General features: G+C 64.2%; 16 protein-coding genes. 15 read left to right on the forward strand and 1 reads right to left on the reverse strand.

Annotated elements, in window-relative coordinates:
* The first annotated feature begins 61 nt into the window (after positions 1-61).
* The 12 genes from FJ428_RS21290 (at position 62) to FJ428_RS21350 (ending at position 12,224) form a co-directional block, all read left to right on the forward strand.
* Positions 62-1,591 (forward strand): ABC transporter substrate-binding protein, encoded by a 1,530-nt coding sequence (locus FJ428_RS21290; RefSeq protein WP_140556779.1) that lies wholly within the window; start codon positions 62-64, stop codon positions 1,589-1,591.
* 88 nt (positions 1,592-1,679) lie between these two features.
* Positions 1,680-2,687, forward strand: coding sequence for an ABC transporter permease (locus FJ428_RS21295; RefSeq protein WP_140496965.1), 1,008 nt, complete (start codon positions 1,680-1,682; stop codon positions 2,685-2,687).
* A complete protein-coding gene (locus FJ428_RS21300) occupies positions 2,680-3,528 on the forward strand; it encodes an ABC transporter permease (protein WP_140880066.1) in 849 nt (282 codons plus the stop codon). The genes FJ428_RS21295 and FJ428_RS21300 overlap by 8 nt, the downstream gene beginning before the upstream one ends.
* Positions 3,525-4,403: an ABC transporter ATP-binding protein gene (locus FJ428_RS21305; protein ID WP_140880067.1), complete on the forward strand. Its 879-nt coding sequence runs from the start codon at positions 3,525-3,527 to the stop codon at positions 4,401-4,403. Before FJ428_RS21300 ends, FJ428_RS21305 begins: the two co-directional genes overlap by 4 nt.
* Entirely contained in the window at positions 4,396-5,232 is an 837-nt protein-coding gene (locus FJ428_RS21310; protein WP_140559702.1) for an ATP-binding cassette domain-containing protein, read from the forward strand. Before FJ428_RS21305 ends, FJ428_RS21310 begins: the two co-directional genes overlap by 8 nt.
* An 80-nt stretch (positions 5,233-5,312) precedes the next feature.
* Positions 5,313-5,912, forward strand: a complete 600-nt coding sequence (locus FJ428_RS21315) for a VOC family protein (RefSeq protein WP_140556784.1) — start codon at positions 5,313-5,315, stop codon at positions 5,910-5,912.
* A 141-nt stretch (positions 5,913-6,053) separates the two neighbouring features.
* Positions 6,054-8,348, forward strand: a complete 2,295-nt coding sequence (locus FJ428_RS21320; RefSeq protein WP_140629988.1) for a bifunctional salicylyl-CoA 5-hydroxylase/oxidoreductase — start codon at positions 6,054-6,056, stop codon at positions 8,346-8,348.
* Complete coding sequence (locus tag FJ428_RS21325) at positions 8,345-9,118, forward strand: SDR family NAD(P)-dependent oxidoreductase (RefSeq protein ID WP_140513062.1); 774 nt, start codon at positions 8,345-8,347, stop codon at positions 9,116-9,118. Before FJ428_RS21320 ends, FJ428_RS21325 begins: the two co-directional genes overlap by 4 nt.
* Positions 9,112-9,582 (forward strand): MarR family transcriptional regulator, encoded by a 471-nt coding sequence (locus FJ428_RS21330; protein WP_140513060.1) that lies wholly within the window; start codon positions 9,112-9,114, stop codon positions 9,580-9,582. Before FJ428_RS21325 ends, FJ428_RS21330 begins: the two co-directional genes overlap by 7 nt.
* Entirely contained in the window at positions 9,579-10,391 is an 813-nt protein-coding gene (locus tag FJ428_RS21335; RefSeq protein ID WP_140880068.1) for an enoyl-CoA hydratase family protein, read from the forward strand. Before FJ428_RS21330 ends, FJ428_RS21335 begins: the two co-directional genes overlap by 4 nt.
* 231 nt (positions 10,392-10,622) lie before the next feature.
* Positions 10,623-11,771, forward strand: coding sequence for an acyl-CoA dehydrogenase family protein (locus FJ428_RS21345; RefSeq protein ID WP_140880069.1), 1,149 nt, complete (start codon positions 10,623-10,625; stop codon positions 11,769-11,771).
* Positions 11,772-11,828: 57 nt separating this feature from the next.
* The gene (locus tag FJ428_RS21350) at positions 11,829-12,224 is read left to right on the forward strand and encodes a RidA family protein (protein WP_140880070.1); all 396 of its coding nucleotides are present in this window, start codon (positions 11,829-11,831) and stop codon (positions 12,222-12,224) included.
* Positions 12,225-12,315: 91 nt separating this feature from the next.
* On the opposite strand, the gene FJ428_RS21355 is transcribed toward FJ428_RS21350, so the two are convergent.
* Positions 12,316-13,410 carry an LLM class flavin-dependent oxidoreductase gene (locus FJ428_RS21355; protein WP_140556798.1) on the reverse strand — a complete coding sequence of 365 codons (1,095 nt, stop codon included), beginning with the start codon at positions 13,408-13,410 and terminating at the stop codon, positions 12,316-12,318.
* A gap of 125 nt (positions 13,411-13,535) precedes the next feature.
* Here FJ428_RS21355 and FJ428_RS21360 point away from each other — a divergent pair, with 125 nt between their 5' ends.
* From FJ428_RS21360 to FJ428_RS21365, 3 genes are all read left to right on the forward strand, one after another.
* Positions 13,536-14,312: an HpcH/HpaI aldolase/citrate lyase family protein gene (locus FJ428_RS21360; protein WP_140556799.1), complete on the forward strand. Its 777-nt coding sequence runs from the start codon at positions 13,536-13,538 to the stop codon at positions 14,310-14,312.
* A gap of 217 nt (positions 14,313-14,529) precedes the next feature.
* On the forward strand, positions 14,530-14,661 hold the full coding sequence (locus tag FJ428_RS30895) for a hypothetical protein (RefSeq protein ID WP_263486784.1): 132 nt from the start codon (positions 14,530-14,532) through the stop codon (positions 14,659-14,661).
* A gap of 90 nt (positions 14,662-14,751) precedes the next feature.
* A complete protein-coding gene (locus tag FJ428_RS21365) occupies positions 14,752-15,549 on the forward strand; it encodes an ABC transporter substrate-binding protein (protein ID WP_140496991.1) in 798 nt (265 codons plus the stop codon).
* Positions 15,550-15,680 lie beyond the last annotated feature (131 nt).

The raw sequence follows: 15,680 nt of genomic DNA on the forward strand, positions 1-15,680 counted from the left end.
CCCACTGATCAAACAACGAAGCCGTGCACGGAAAACAGAAAAACCAACAAGGGGAACGACCATGACAATCAACAGACGCGAATTGCTCGGATACGGTGCCGCCGCACTCGGGGCGACGGCCATCGGCCTGCCGAAGATCGCCGGGGCGGCGGCCGGCGAACTGACCATCGCCTACAATGTCAACCTGCCGTCCTGGGATCCGACCACCGGACCTTCGGCGGTCAACCCGACCATCCAGGGCCTCTACCAGTCGGTGTTCGATCAGTTCATCCCGCAGAAGCCGGACCTGTCCTTCGCGCCGGGGCTGCTCACCGAGTGGGGCTGGAATGACGACCGCACCAAGATCATGATGACGGTGCGCGAGGGCGTAACCTGGCATGACGGCTCGCCGTTCACGCCCGAGGACGTGGTCTGGTCGTTGCAGCGGGCTGGCGATGAAAAGACCGGCAACCCGATCCAGTTCGTGTGGAAGAACGTCAACAACTTTAAGATCGAGGGCAACAAGATCACGGGCGATGTCGTGCAGTTCGACCCGGTCTACTTCAAGTGGATGTCGTTCCTCACGGGCTACATCATGCCGAAGGCCTATTACGAGAAGGTGGGCGCCGAAGGTTTCGAAAAGGCTCCGATCGGCACCGGCCCGTACATGGTCGAGAAGTTCGAACGCAACGCCTTCCTGCGGCTGAAGGCCAATCCGAAGTACTGGGGCGGCAAGCCGGCATTCGAGAACGTGACGATCAAATTCGTCACAGACGCGGCGAGCCGTGTCGCCGAAATCGAGTCCGGCTCCTCGCAGGTGACGCTCGAGATTCCCTATGAGGAGTATGACCGCCTGATCGCCAAGGACGGCCTTGCCGGCTCGATCAAGAATGTTTCCGACATCGGCATGATCTTCTTCAACGACGTCGAGGCGATGCTGGACAAGAACGTGCGCCAGGCAGCCGTCATGGCGGTCGACAAGGAGCTTCTGGTCAAGCGGCTGCTGCGCGGCTACGGCCAGCCGCTCGCCACGCTGGAAACGCCGGAATACGCGGCCTACGACGCGTCGATCAAGGTCGAGCACAATCCGGAAAAGGCCAAGCAATTGCTGGCCGCTTCCGGCTATTCGCCGGAAAAGCCGGTCAAGTTCACCATCCAGACGACCAAGGGCTTCAAGCCCAAGGACTACGAGATGATCCAGGCGATCGTCGGCATGTGGCGCAAGGTCGGCATCGAGGCCACCATTGAAGTCTACGAGATCGCCAAGCATTACGAATTGCGCGCCGCCGACAAGCTGGCGCCGGCGGCCTTCTACAACTGGGGCAACGCCATCGGCGACCCGACCACCTCGACCGGCTTTGCCATGTATGGTCCGAGCCCGCACTCGGTGTGGGACAGCCAGGATCTGATCGACATGATCAACCCGCTGTGGGGTGAGAAGGACGAGGCCAAGCGCATCGCCGGCTGGAAGGCGGTGGACAAATACATCGCCGAGCAAGCCTATGTGCTGCCGCTGATGCAGTATGCGCAGCCGATCGTGCATGCCAAGGGCGTCAACGTCGTGCAGCATGTGTCCGGCGCGCTGTTGCCGGCCCTGATGACCCCGGCCTGATATCGGCCGGGCTTGCCGCGCGCCGTCCATAGCGACGGCGCGCATCTTCTTTCGGCATACGAGTCTGCGGGCTCCAGCAAAGATTTACATGCTCCTGCAACGATTCCTGATCCGTCTTTTGACGATGCTGATCACGCTGTTCGGCGTGGCCGTCGTCGTCTTCGTCGTGATCCGCATCGCTCCCGGCGATCCGATCGCCATGATGCTGCCGCCCGGCGCGACCGATGTCGACATCGCCCGGCTGCGGGCGCTCTACGGCCTCGACAAGACGATTGTCGAGCAGTTCTTCATCTGGCTGTCCGGCGTCGTCAAAGGCGATTTCGGCACCTCGATCTCGCTGCGGCAAGACGTGCTCGGGCTTGTCTTCAACCGGCTGCCGGCAACGCTGGAACTCGCCATCGTCGCGCTTATCATGGCGGTGGCGATCGGGGGGACGATGGCCATCCTCGGCGCCCGCGAACGAGGCACGGCGGTGGAAGCCGGCATCGACATCGCCAGCGGGGCGGCACTTTCCATTCCCGACTTCCTCTGGGGCCTGGTGCTGATCCTGCTGTTCGGGGTGCTGGTGCCGATCTTCGACATTTCCGGCCGGGTCTCGCCGCAACTCGACCTGCCCTTCGTCAGCCAGTTCTATCTGTTCGAGAGCTTGCTTCGGCTCCGCCTCGATCTCACATGGGATCTCCTGAAGCACATGCTTATGCCGGCAGTGGCGTTGGCATTGCCGCTGGCGGCGATCATCTCGCAGCTACTGAAACAATCGCTGAAGGAAGTGCTCGACCTCGACTATGTCGTGCTGGCGCGGGTGAAGGGTTTTTCGGAAACGCAGGTCATCCTGCGCGAGGCGCTGAAGAATGCCGCCCTGCCCACGCTGACGCTGGTCGGCGTGCAGTTCACCTTCCTGATTGGGGGCACGGTCATCGTCGAGCGGCTGTTTTCCTATGAGGGTCTCGGCAACATGGCGATCGACGCGGTCATCAACCGCGACCTGCCGCTGATCCAGGGCATCGTGCTGGTCTTCGCGCTGTTGTTCGTGCTGATCAATCTCGCCGTGGATATGATGTATGCGCTGCTCAATCCGAGGCTGCGCCATGGATGAGAGGCGCATCTCGAGACACGGCTCAAGCGCCAGGCTTTGGCTGGCCGGCGGCTGGCTGCTGCTGGTGCTGCTGGCGGCGATCCTGGCGCCGCTGGTCGCGCCGCGGGACCCGCTCGCGCAGGATCTTATGCTCGAACGTTTGCCGCCGTTCTGGCTCGATGGCGCGGAGCCCGGCTATTGGCTGGGCACCGACAGCCTCGGCCGGGATCTCTTGCCACGCCTGATCTTCGGCGGGCGCATCGCCTTCATCGTTGCGTTCGCCGCCGCCAGCGCCGCCTGCCTTGTCGGCTCGACCCTGGGCTTGATCGCTGGCTATTTCGGCGGCTGGGCCGACCGCATCATCTCGCGCATCGTCGATGTCTGGATGGCATTCCCGCCGGTGCTGTTCGCCATCCTTTTGGTTGCCGTGCTCGGCACGGGTTTGAGCTCTGTCATCCTGGCGATCGCGATCATCGACTGGACGCGTTTCTGCCGGGTCATCCGCGCCGAGGCGATGGGCCAGTCGCGCATGGACTATGTCGAGAACGCCCGCATCGCCGGCTATGGCCGCATCGGCATCATGCTGCGCGAAGTGCTGCCCAATGTGGTGCCATCGATCGTGGCGCTGCTGTCGCTGGAAATGGGCATCGCCGTCATCGTCGAGGCGATCCTGTCCTTCGTCAACCTGTCGATCTCGACCGACGACCCGACCTGGGGCGGCATCATCGCCGAGGGCCGGCTGTCGATCCACCAGGCCTGGTGGGTGCTGGTATTCCCGCTGATCACGCTGATCCTGACCGTGCTGTCGTTCAGCCAGTTCGGCGAGGCGCTGAAGACACGTTTCGATCCGGTGCTGCGATGAGCGCCTGTCTTGATATCAAGGAGTTGAGCGCCGTGCTGCCGAACGGCCAGCGCGTGCTGCGCTCGGTGTCGCTTGCCGTGCAGCCCGGCGAAGTGCGAGCACTGGTCGGTGAAAGCGGCGCCGGCAAGACGATGATCGGCAAGGCGGTACTTGGCGTCTTGCCGTCGAGCGTGCGCATCGTCGAGGGCGATATGCGGCTCGAGGGCGAAGACCTCGGCAAGCTCAACCCGAAGGCACGGCGCACGCTGATCGGCGCGCGCACCGCACTGATCCCGCAGGATCCGCTGACCGCGCTCAACCCGTCGCGCCGCATCGGCCCGCAAACGACCGACCGGCTGGTGCGCATCCTCGGCTGGAGCGGCGAGAGGGCCGAAACCCGCATCCGGCAATTGCTGGACGAGGTGCAGATCCGTGACCCCGACCGGGTACTGAAAAGCTACCCGCACGAGCTTTCCGGCGGCATGCGCCAGCGCGTGCTGATCGCCGCAGCCTTCGCCGCCGAGCCCCGGCTGATCGTCGCCGACGAGCCGACCACGGCGCTCGACGTCACCGTGCAGAAGCAGATCCTGCGGCTCATCGCTGCGTTGCAGCGCGAGCACGGCACGGCGATCCTGTTCGTCACCCACGACCTCGGCGTCGTCGCCAAGATCAGCCAGAAGGTCTCGGTGCTCTATGCCGGCAAGGTCGTGGAAGAGGCCGAAACAGCTGCCCTCTTCGCGGCACCGCAGCACCCCTACACACGGGCACTGATGGCGGCAACGCCGCGCTACACCGATCCCCTCGCCTCGCTAAAGCCGGTCGACGAGGCAGTGCTGGCCGGGCTTGCCACGGAGACTGCGGCCGCGGACCAGGCGTGGAGGCGACCGCATGGCTGAGCCGCTGTTTTCCGTGCGCGGTCTGAAAGTCGCGCTGCCCGACATGACCCGCAAGCCGCTGATCGGCCGCGCGCCGCTGGCGGAAATCCTAAAAGGCCTGGACTTCGACCTGCCCAAGGGATCGGTGACCGGCATCGTCGGCGAGTCCGGATCCGGCAAGTCGACGCTCGGCCGTGCCCTGGTACGACTGCTGGAGCCCAGCGCCGGCAGCATCAGCTTCGACGGCATAGACATCACGCATCTGCCGGAGGCGGAGTTGCGGCCGCTGCGCCGCGATCTGCAGATGATCTTCCAGGATCCTATGTCGTCGCTCAACCCGCGCCGCACCATTGCCAGCATCATTGCCGCGCCGCTGAAGCAGAACGGGCTTGGCGACAATCTCAGGGACCGCGTGGCCGAGGCCTTGCAGCGCGTCGGCCTGCCGCAGAGCTTCGCCGGCCGCTACCGCCACGAACTGTCGGGCGGCCAGCGCCAGCGCGTCGGCATAGCGCGCGCGCTGGCGCTGGCGCCGAAATTCGTGCTGGCCGACGAGATCGTCTCCGGCCTCGACGTCTCGACGCAGGCGCAGATCCTCACCCTTCTGGAGAAACTGGCGGAGGAGATGGGGCTGACGGTCGCCTTCATCAGCCACGATCTGTCGGTCATCCGGCGGCTGTGCCGGCAGGTCATCGTCATGCGCGAAGGCAGGATCGTCGAAGCGAGCGCGACGGACGCTCTCTTCGAAAATCCCCGACAGACCTACACGCGCGACCTGATCGCGGCCATCCCACTGCCCGAAATCGACGACGGCTGGCTGGATATTCCTTCCGCTGCCAAGGCTCCGACATGAATGCATACGCACGCCGAAAAGCGGGCTCGGATGTGCGACCGGCCAATGACAAAGCCCCGCCAAATGGAGGAGAAACTGACATGAAGACAATAATTCGAAATGCAGCACTCGCTGCCGCCATCCTCGGCAGCACCGGTATGGCGGCAGCAAGCTCGATCCCCGGCATGCGCGGGCACGACCACACCGGCATCACGGTTCCCGACATGAAGCAGGCGGTCGATTTCTTCACCGACGTGGTCGGCTGCAAGAAGGCAATGTCGTTCGGCCCGTTCGCCGACGACAAGGGCACCTTCATGCAGGATCTTCTCGGCGTCGATCCGAAGGCTGTCATCGAGCAGGTCACCATGGTTCGCTGCGGCACGGGGTCGAATATAGAGCTGTTCAAATACACCGCGCCGGACCAGAAGGACCTGACACCGAAGAACAGCGACATTGGCGGTTTTCACATCGCCTTCTATGTCGACGACGTCGCGGCGGCGAAAGCCTATCTCGAGGCCAAGGGCGTAAAGACCAGGTTGGGGCCGCTGCCGGTCAAGGAAGGACCCGCCGCCGGCCAGACCATCCTTTACTTCCAGGCGCCTTGGGGCTTGCAACTGGAAGCGATCAGCTATCCCGACGGCATGGCTTACGAGAAGAGTGCCGAGACGGTGCTGTGGAGCCCGAAGAACCCGGAAAAGTGACCCCACGGACCGCGCGTGCGGCGATGCGCGAGCGCGCGGTCCGCTATTTCGCATAATCGTTTCGGCATAAAACTTTAAGCTTGAAATATCTTGGCCCCGGCGCGATACTGAAATCAAGCAAGCGAAGAGGAGATCGCACAGATGAAGGTTGCGGTTCTCGGCGGCGGACCAGCCGGCCTTTACTTCGCCATTTCGATGAAGCTGAGGGACGCCGCGCACGATGTGACGGTTTTCGAGCGTAATCGCGCCGACGACACGTTCGGCTGGGGCGTCGTTCTGTCAGCCGAAACGCTTGAGAATCTGGCCAGGAACGATCCGGTCAGCGCCGTCTGGATCAAGAAGCATTTTGCGTATTGGGACGACATCGCCGTGGTCCATGACGGCGTGCGCACTGTATCCTCAGGCCACGGCTTCTGCGGCATCGGCCGCAAGCGGCTCTTGATCCTGTTGCAGCGGCGCGCACGCGAGCTCGGGGTCAAGCTGGTGTTCGAGACCGACATCGCCGATCCCCGGCCCTATATGGAGACGCATGACCTGGTCGTCGCCGCAGACGGGCTGAATTCCAGGGCGCGCAACAGCTTCGTCGACATCTTCAAGCCCGACATCGACACGCGCAAATGCAAGTTCGTGTGGCTCGGCACCCACCAGAAATTCGACGACGCCTTCACCTTCATCTTCGAAAAGACCGAGCATGGCTGGGTGTGGGCGCACGCCTACCAGTTCGACAGCGACACCGCGACCTTCATCGTCGAGTGCAGCGAACAGACCTGGGCCGCCTTCGGCTTCGGCGCCATGACGCAGCAGGAATCCATCGCCGTCTGCGAGCGCATCTTCGAAAAGCATCTTGGCGGCCACAAGCTGATGACCAATGCCAACCACATCAGGGGTTCGGCCTGGATCAATTTCCCGCGCGTGCTGTGCGAGCGCTGGTCGTTCGAGAACCTGGCGCTGATGGGCGACGCGGCGGCATCGGCGCATTTCTCGATCGGCTCCGGCACCAAGCTGGCGCTGGAAAGCGCTGTCGCGCTGGCCGAGTATGTCGAAACCGAACCGGACCTAAAGGCCGCATTCCGTAAATATGAGGATGCGCGCCGCACCGAGGTGCTGAAGCTGCAGTCGGCGGCGCGCAACTCGCTCGAATGGTTCGAGGAGGTCGAGCGTTATCTCGGCCTCGATCCGGTGCAGTTCAACTATTCGCTGCTGACCCGCTCGCAGCGCATCAGCCACGAAAACCTGCGGCTGCGCGACGCGGAGTGGCTTGAAAGCGCGGAGGAGTGGTTCCAGCGCCAGGCGGGCGCCGGCGCCAACAGACTCCGTCGCGCCCCGATGTTCGCGCCCTTCCAGCTGCGCGACATGCGGCTCAACAACCGCGTGGTCGTGTCGCCGATGGCACAATACAAGGCTGTCGACGGCTGCCCGACGGACTGGCATTTCACGCACTATGCCGAGCGTGCCAAGGGCGGCGCCGGGCTCATCTATATCGAGATGACCTGCGTCAGTCCGGAAGGGCGGATCACGCCCGGCTGCCCGGGCTTCTATGCGCCCGAACATGAGATGGCGTGGAAACGGCTGGTCGGCTTCGTCCATGCCGAGACCGAAGCGAAGATCTGCGCGCAGATCGGCCATTCCGGCGCCAAGGGCTCGACACGGGTTGGTTGGGAAGGCACCGACGTGCCGCTGGCGGCGGGCAACTGGCCCGTCATGGCGGCATCGGCGGTGGCGTGGTCACCTGAGAATCAGGTGCCGAAGGCGATGGACCGCGCCGACATGGACAGAGTGCGCGACGGGTTCGTGGCTTCGGCTGAGATGGCCGACCGCTGCGGCTTCGACATGCTCGAGATCCACGCCGCGCACGGCTATCTCCTGTCGTCCTTCATCACGCCGGTCACCAACCGGCGCACGGATGCGTATGGCGGTTCGCTGGAAAACCGCATGCGATATCCCCTTGAAATCTTTCGCGCCGTACGCGCCGCCTGGCCGGCGCAGAAGCCGATCTCAATGCGCATTTCGGCCAATGACTGGGTCGGCATCGAAGGCGTAACACCCGCCGACGCCGTCGAGATCGCGCGGCTGTTGCATGAGGCCGGCGTCGACATTTGCGACGTCTCGGCAGGACAAACTTCGGTGCTGGCAAAGCCGGTCTATGGCCGCATGTTCCAGACGCCGTTTTCCGACCGCATCCGCAACGAGGTCGGCATGGCGACGATGGCGGTCGGCAACATCTATGAGCCGGACCATGTCAATTCGATCCTGATGGCCGGCCGCGCCGACCTGGTGGCGCTGGCACGGCCGCATCTTGCCGATCCCTACTGGACGCTGCATGCGGCGGTGGCGCTCGGCGACCGTGGCGTGAAATGGCCGGATCCCTATCTGCCGGGGCGCGACCAGATCTACCGACTGGCCGAACGCGACGCCGCAGCGGGGCTGAAAGTATGACGGCCGCCGCGATGATCGCCGGCAGCCATGCCCTTGTCACCGGCGGCGGGTCCGGTGTCGGCCGAGCGATCGCTCTGGCGCTGGCTGGTGCCGGCATCGACGTCACCATATGCGGCCGCCGCGAGGCGGAGCTGGCCAAGGTGGCTGGCGAAAGCAAAGGCGTTTTCGCCATCACTGCCGATGTCACCAATGAGGCGGCGATGGCATCGCTTTACGAGACGGCGGAGGCCGCGCGCGGGCCGTTCGACATCGTCGTCGCCAATGCCGGCATGGCGGGCAGCACGCCGGCGCACAAGACCACGCTGGCCGACTGGCAGCGGACGCTGGACGTCAACCTGACCGGCGCTTTCCTGACGGTGAAGCCGGCGCTCGCCGGCATGGCCGCGCGCAAGGCGGGCCGCATCGTCTTCATCGCGTCTACCGCCGGACTGAAAGGCTACGCCTATGTCGCGCCTTACGTGGCGGCCAAGCATGGCGTCGTCGGCCTGATGCGGGCGCTGGCTGCCGAGACGGCGAAATCCGGCGTGACCGTCAATGCGGTGTGCCCGGGGTTTGTCGAGACGGACATGTTGGACGAGTCCATCGAGCGGATCGTTGAAAAAACCGGCCGTTCGACTGAACAGGCGCGGGCGAGCCTTGCCTCGACCAATCCACAAGGCCGCTTCATCCAGCCGCAGGAAATTGCCGCCGCCGTGCTGTGGCTGTGCGGCGATGCGGCGGCGTCGATCACCGGACAGGCAATTTCGATCTCAGGAGGCGAAACATGGTAGCCGGCCCCCTGCCCGCGCCGTCGGGACCCGGCAAGGACCGCTTGCGGCTGTGGATCAGGCTGCTGCGCGCCTCGCGCACGATCGAGGCCGAACTGCGCGAGCGGCTGAAGAAGGAGTTCAATACGACGCTGCCGCGCTTCGACGTGATGGCCGCGCTCTACCGTGCGCCCGAAGGCATGCTGATGAGCGATTTGTCGCGCTTCCTGCTGGTGTCCAACGGCAATGTCACGGGCATCGTCGATCGGCTCGTATCCGAGGGGCTGGTCGCCCGCGCCCGCCGCAATGGCGACCGCCGCACCTCGATGGTGCGGCTGACGGATGAGGGCTCGAAGTCCTTCGCAGTCATCGCTGCCGCTCACGAGGGCTGGGTCGGCGAATTGCTGGGCAAGGTAAGCGAGGACGACGCGCGCCGGCTGACCGGCATGCTGACCTCATTCCGCAGCAACTGGGAGGGACGCGAATGAGCAAGATGGCCGGCTTCAAGCCGAAGCATTTCCTCTGGCAGATCGAAGGCCGGATCGCCAAGGTCCGGCTCGACCGGCCGGAGCGCAAGAACCCGCTGACCTTCGACAGCTATGCGGAACTGCGCGATACGTTCCGCGACCTCGTCTATGCCGACGATGTCGATGCCGTGGTGTTCCTGCCCAATGGCGGCAATTTCTGCTCCGGCGGCGATGTCCACGACATTATCGGCCCGCTGGTCAAGATGGACATGAAGCAGCTCCTGGCCTTCACCCGCATGACCGGCGACTTCGTCAAGGCGATGCTGAACTGCGGCAAGCCGATCATCGCGGCGGTCGACGGCGTGGCGGTCGGCGCCGGCGCCATCATCGCCATGAGCTCCGACATCCGCATCGCCACGCCGGACGCCAAGACGGCATTCCTGTTCACCCGCGTCGGTCTTGCCGGCTGCGACATGGGAGCCTGCGCTATCCTGCCGCGCATCATCGGCCAGGGCCGCGCCGCCGAACTGCTCTACACCGGCCGCACCATGACGGCTGCCGAAGGCGAGCGCTGGGGGTTTTACAACAGGCTTGTAGAGGCGGCATCGCTCGAGGCCGACGCGCTCGACATGGCGGCACGCATCGTCTCCGGCCCGACCTTCGCCCATGGCATCACCAAGACGCAGTTGAACCAGGAATGGTCGATGGGCCTTGACCAGGCGATCGAGGCGGAAGCTCAGGCGCAAGCGATCTGCATGCAGACGCGCGATTTCGAGCGGGCGTACAAGGCGTTCGTTGCCAAGGAAAAGCCGGTGTTCGAGGGGAATTGAGGATGAGCGGGTGGATGGAGACGTTGGCGGGACAGCGCCCCCCTCTGGCCTGCCGGCCATCTCCCCCTCTAGTGGGGAGATTGGCAGCTTCGGCGGCGGCAGCCATCCTGCGGCGCAGGCGATTCGCGAAAGCCGAGATGAGGATCGATCTCCCCCTTAGAGGGGGAGATGTCCGGCAGGACAGAGGGGGGCGCCGTAGAGCACGGACTCTGGAGAATAGCGGAGGCAGAAATGCCTGACCGCTCCTTCCTCGACTGGCCCTTCTTCGAAGACCGTCATCGCGAACTGGCCGGGCACCTCGAGGCATGGTGCGCGAAGAACCTGCCCGTCGATCACCATGACGTCGACACTGCCTGCCGCGAGCTGGTGCAAAAACTCGGCCGGGACGGCTGGCTGAAGCCGACGGCGCTCGACACGGGCAATCCCGGGCCGCTTGACGTGCGGACCTTGTGCATCACGCGCGAGACGCTGGCGCGGCATGACGGGCTCGCCGATTTTGCCTTCGCTATGCAGGGGCTTGGCACCGGAGCGCTCAGCCTGTTCGGCACGCCGCAACAGCAGCAATGGCTTTCGAAGACGCGCGCCGGCAAGATCATTTCCGCCTTTGCGCTGTCGGAACCGCGCTCGGGATCGGATGTCGCCAATATGGAGATGACAGCGACCCGCGATGGTGACGGCTATGTCCTGTCGGGCGAAAAGACCTGGATCTCCAATGGCGGCATCGCCGATCTCTATGTCGTCTTTGCCCGCACAGGCGAGGCACCCGCCGCCAAGGGGCTATCAGCCTTCATCGTGCCCGGGGACAGCAAGGGCCTCGGCATCGCGGAGCGCCTGGAAGTCATAGCGCCGCATCCGCTGGCACGACTGTCTTTCGATCAGGTCCGCCTGCCCGCCTCGGCGCTGATCGGCAAACCGGGCGACGGCTTTCGCATCGCCATGTCGGTGCTCGACGTGTTCCGCTCGACCGTCGGCGCGGCGGCACTCGGCTTTGCTCGCCGCGCACTCGATGAAAGCATCAAGCGGGTGGCCGAACGCAAGCTGTTCGGCGCGCCGATGGCCGAGCTGCAGATGGTGCAGGGCCATATCGCCGACATGGCGCTCGACGTCGATGCCGCGGCGCTTTTGGTCTACCGCGCCGCCTGGACCAAGGACATGGGCGCGGCGCGGGTAACGCGCGAGGCGGCGATGGCCAAACTGTTCGCCACCGACAAGGCGCAGGAGGTGATCGACAAAGCGGTGCAACTGCATGGCGGCGACGGCGTCCGCAAGGGTCACATCGTCGAAAGCCTGTATCGCGAGATCCGCGCGCTGCGCATCTACGAGGGTGCTTCCGACGTGCAGAAGGTGGTGATCGCGCGGCAGGTGATGGGCGCTGCCTGAACAGGGCGCGTCGTCGGACTGGACTGTTTTCGAACGCGGATATTGCGGAGAGTTGAAATGCACGAGATCCTACAGCCGGATGGCTGGGCCAAGCCAGTCGGTTACGCCAATGGCGTAGCGGCTCGCGGGCGGCTTGTCTTCGTCGGCGGACAGGTCGGCTGGAATGGGCAGTGCCAGTTCGAGACCGACGATTTCGTCGGACAGGTGCGGCAGACGCTTCAGAACATCGTGGCTGTTCTGGCGGAGGCCGGCGCGGAGCCACGGCACATCACGTCGATGACATGGTATTTCACCGACAAGAGCGAATATCTGACCAATCTCAGGGGCATAGGCGAGGCCTATCGCGAGGTGATCGGCCGGCATTTCCCGGCGATGGCCGCGATGCAGGTGATGGCGCTGGTCGAGGACCGCGCCAAGGTGGAGATCCAGGCCACCGCGGTTATTCCGGAATAATCGGCCGTCGCTTCGCCATCCTGGGTGCAGCAAGGAGCGTAGCGATACGGCGCAGACCCCAGGATGAGAAATCAGGAAGGCATGGGCCAGACTATTCTCCGCGAAGGCCGGCCTGCTCCAGCAGCGGCAGCACGTGATCGCAGAAATAGGGGAGTTCCTGCGTGTAGTTGACGAAGGACAGCGCAATGCCCTGGTAGCCATGCCCGGCAATGGCGACCATATCGGCGGCGATCGTTTCGGGCGTTCCGACCAAGGGATAGGTGCCGGCGCCGCCGGCGAAACGCTGGCGGTAGCGGTCATAGGCATACGGATCGTGCGACCGCGAGAACTCCTTCTTGCCGGCCATATGGGCATCGACCGCCTCACGGTCGGCCAGATCGACGGCATAGCGCGTGTAATAGGCCTGCGCCTCCTCCATCGTCGGCCGGCAGACGACATGCGCCACGGTGTAGACGCCGACCTCGCGGCCAGCCTTGTCGGCCCGCTCGCTGATATCGGCGACATGTTTGCCGGCATCGGCCATCTCGGAAAAGGTGGTGAACAGATAGTCACATCTGGCGGCAGCGAAATCGCGGCCCGGACCGCCGAAAGCCGCGTTCATCGTCACCGGTCGCGGAACTTGCAGGCTGGCCGGCCGGCTCACGGCTTCCTTGAGACGATAATAAGTGCCCTCATAGTCGAGAGGTTCAGCCGACGCATACAGCCTTTCCAGGATTTCGATCCATTCGGCGGCCTGATCATACCCCTTCTCAACCAGCGGCGTGCCGAACATGCCGAATTCCTTCGGGTTCCAGCCGCAGACGATGTTGAGGCCGGCACGGCCCTGGCTGATATGATCGACCGTCGCCAGCGCCTTGGCGGCGTACAGCGGATGCACGAGGGGCACATGCACGGTCATGAACAGGCCGATCTGCTGGGTGGCCACACTGAGCGCCGCCGCCCAGGTGAAGGTCTCGAACGACCATTCGCGCACCCTGTTGCGGCCGCCAAAGCCGCGCCAGCGCGCAATCGGCAGCAGGAATTCCAGCCCCGCGCGGTCGGCGATCTGCGCCGCCGTCAGATTGTCGTGCCAGCTTGCCGTCCAGCGTTCAGGCACATCCGATATGGCAAGGCCGCCATCGGCATTGGTCGAGAAGACGCCGAGCTTCAGTCTGTTTGGGCGGTGCAGGGGATGCGCTTTGATCATGTCCGGAACTCGCGGCGGGAGATCGACACGCTAGGCCCGCGCGAAAATATTTCAAGCCTGAAATAGCTTCGCCTCGCCGCTGTTTGCGGATATGAATTCCGGCACGACAACAAAGGGATGGAGCGATGAGCGGGTTTCGCAACAAATGCATCGGCAGGGAAAGCCTCGTCGGCTCCTTTGCCGCCATTCCGCATCCCGTTGCGGTCGAAGTGATGGCGCAGTCCGGTCTCGATTTCCTCTGCATCGATTGGGAACATGCCCAGATTTCGCGCGACATGATCGAAACAATGGTGCGCGCGGCCGACATCCATCGCGTGCCGGCCATTGTGCGCGTGCCCGGCCATGCACCGGAAGCGATCGCCGCGGCATTGGACAGCGGCGCGCAAGGCGTGCTCGTCCCGCGCGTCTCGACCGCCGCCCAGGCGCAGGCGGCGGTGAAGGCCTCGCGTTATCCGCCGACCGGCGAGCGCGGCGTCGGGCCCGGACGGGCCGCCGGCTATGGCTACCGCATCTCCGAATATCTCGCTCAAGCCAATGACAGCATCGTCGTGGCGGTTCAGGTCGAGACATCGGAAGGGCTGGCCAATATCGAGGCGATCGCCGCCGTCGAGGGTGTCGACGTGATCTTCGTCGGGCCCGGCGATCTCTCCGTATCGATCGATGCGATCGGCCCGAAAGGCGCCGACAAGCTCGCGCAAGCGATCCGCAGGATCATCGATGCGACGATCGCGCATGGCAGGACATCCGGGATCTTCTGCGCGAAGCCGCAAGATGTCGCCCAATGGGCGACACTCGGCGCCAGTTTCTTTATCCTGGCCAGCGACACGATGTTTCTGGGGGCTGGCGCTGCTGCCGGCAAAGCCAGCGCGGATGCCGAACTGGGCAGGAGCGGCCGCAGCTAGCGCTATCGAAAGGTATGCCAGGCGCCGCCGCCGCCAACTTTTTAAGCTTAAAACTTTTGCCTTGAAAACTGCCGCGGTTTGGATAAGCATTCCTCGATCGATGGCGACTGCCGTTCCGGACGGGCTTGCCGGATATCCATCGTGGTGCATCGGGTGGGATCAAAGGGTTTCAGTCCTTGTCGTTCATGCTGCCCCCAGTCATCCTCCGACACGCGCCATGCGTGAGATGGCGTGCGCGCGCCAGATCCGCGATCCGCATACCGAGAGCATCGCCAACCTTGCCTTCCCGCCCATGTGCGTCTGCCGCGACCGGACAGCGCCCGACCGTATGGCGGCGAGCATGAATTGACGCCCCGCTGGGAGGTGGGGCGGCAAGAAACCGTGCGGGCATCAGCCCGCCCGATCAACAACCAGAGGGAACACCCCAGAGGGACCAACAATGAGCCTGACCCGTCGCAATCTCATCCTTCTCGCGGCCGCCATCGGCATCGCCGCCGGACCGGCAACCGCCTATGCCGCCGATGTGCTCAATGTCGGCGCCTACCCGACCAACCCTCCGTTCGAGTACAAGAACGAGAGCGGCACTTTCGAGGGCTTTGAAGTCGACATCGTCAACGAAGCGGCAAAGCGCGTCGGCATGACCACCGACATCGCCGATCTCGGCTTCCAGGCGCTGTTCGCCGCCACCACCTCGAAGCGCATCGATGTCGCCATCTCGTCGATCACCATCACGCCGGAGCGGCTGAAGTCGCAGTCGTTCACGCAGCCTTACTATGATTCCGACATGGGCATCGCCACCAAGACCGACAGCCCGATCAAGGCCGAGGCCGACCTCAAGGGCAAGATCGTCGGCGTGCTGTCCGGCTCGACCGGCGAGACCTGGGTCAAGGCGCATCAGGAGGCCGATGGCCTCAGCGATGTTAAGGGCTATGACACACAGCAGAACCTTTTGCTCGACCTCAGCGCCGGGCGCATCGACGCGGCTGTCAGCGACATTCCGGGCATGCAGTACTCCTTCACCAAGATGAAGGATCTCACCGTCAAGGAACGCATCAAGACCGGCGAACAGTACGGGCTGATGATGACCAAGGACCACCCGCTGCTCGGCAAGCTCAACGACGCGCTGACGGCAATGAAGAAGGACGGCACGCTGGCCGCGATCCACAAGAAGTGGTTCGGCAGCGACGCGCCCGCCGATTCCTCGACCGCCAAGGAAATGCCGGTGCCGAAGGCCTGAGCGGCGGCCGCCAAGGAGAACGTGCCGGCTCGAAAGGCCGGCACGTTCCGTTTGATACATAGTCTCCCGGAACCAGCGCGGCGCGGCAAAACCGCTTTCGCTGTTCCGGACCTCTGCTCCGGCGTCAAGGG

It is taken from the genome of Mesorhizobium sp. B2-8-1 (assembly GCF_006440955.1).
Lineage (GTDB): Bacteria > Pseudomonadota > Alphaproteobacteria > Rhizobiales > Rhizobiaceae > Mesorhizobium.

Coding starts and splice junctions, on each gene's coding strand:
- FJ428_RS21325 (WP_140513062.1), top strand. CDS start 8,345: ATGACGGCCGCCGCGATGATCGCCGGCAGCCATGCCCTTGTCACCGGC.
- FJ428_RS21320 (WP_140629988.1), top strand. CDS start 6,054: ATGAAGGTTGCGGTTCTCGGCGGCGGACCAGCCGGCCTTTACTTCGCC.
- FJ428_RS21305 (WP_140880067.1), top strand. CDS start 3,525: ATGAGCGCCTGTCTTGATATCAAGGAGTTGAGCGCCGTGCTGCCGAAC.
- FJ428_RS21350 (WP_140880070.1), top strand. CDS start 11,829: ATGCACGAGATCCTACAGCCGGATGGCTGGGCCAAGCCAGTCGGTTAC.
- FJ428_RS30895 (WP_263486784.1), top strand. CDS start 14,530: ATGCGTGAGATGGCGTGCGCGCGCCAGATCCGCGATCCGCATACCGAG.
- FJ428_RS21330 (WP_140513060.1), top strand. CDS start 9,112: ATGGTAGCCGGCCCCCTGCCCGCGCCGTCGGGACCCGGCAAGGACCGC.
- FJ428_RS21290 (WP_140556779.1), top strand. CDS start 62: ATGACAATCAACAGACGCGAATTGCTCGGATACGGTGCCGCCGCACTC.
- FJ428_RS21335 (WP_140880068.1), top strand. CDS start 9,579: ATGAGCAAGATGGCCGGCTTCAAGCCGAAGCATTTCCTCTGGCAGATC.
- FJ428_RS21310 (WP_140559702.1), top strand. CDS start 4,396: ATGGCTGAGCCGCTGTTTTCCGTGCGCGGTCTGAAAGTCGCGCTGCCC.
- FJ428_RS21295 (WP_140496965.1), top strand. CDS start 1,680: ATGCTCCTGCAACGATTCCTGATCCGTCTTTTGACGATGCTGATCACG.
- FJ428_RS21315 (WP_140556784.1), top strand. CDS start 5,313: ATGAAGACAATAATTCGAAATGCAGCACTCGCTGCCGCCATCCTCGGC.
- FJ428_RS21365 (WP_140496991.1), top strand. CDS start 14,752: ATGAGCCTGACCCGTCGCAATCTCATCCTTCTCGCGGCCGCCATCGGC.
- FJ428_RS21355 (WP_140556798.1), bottom strand. CDS start 13,410: ATGATCAAAGCGCATCCCCTGCACCGCCCAAACAGACTGAAGCTCGGC.
- FJ428_RS21300 (WP_140880066.1), top strand. CDS start 2,680: ATGGATGAGAGGCGCATCTCGAGACACGGCTCAAGCGCCAGGCTTTGG.
- FJ428_RS21360 (WP_140556799.1), top strand. CDS start 13,536: ATGAGCGGGTTTCGCAACAAATGCATCGGCAGGGAAAGCCTCGTCGGC.
- FJ428_RS21345 (WP_140880069.1), top strand. CDS start 10,623: ATGCCTGACCGCTCCTTCCTCGACTGGCCCTTCTTCGAAGACCGTCAT.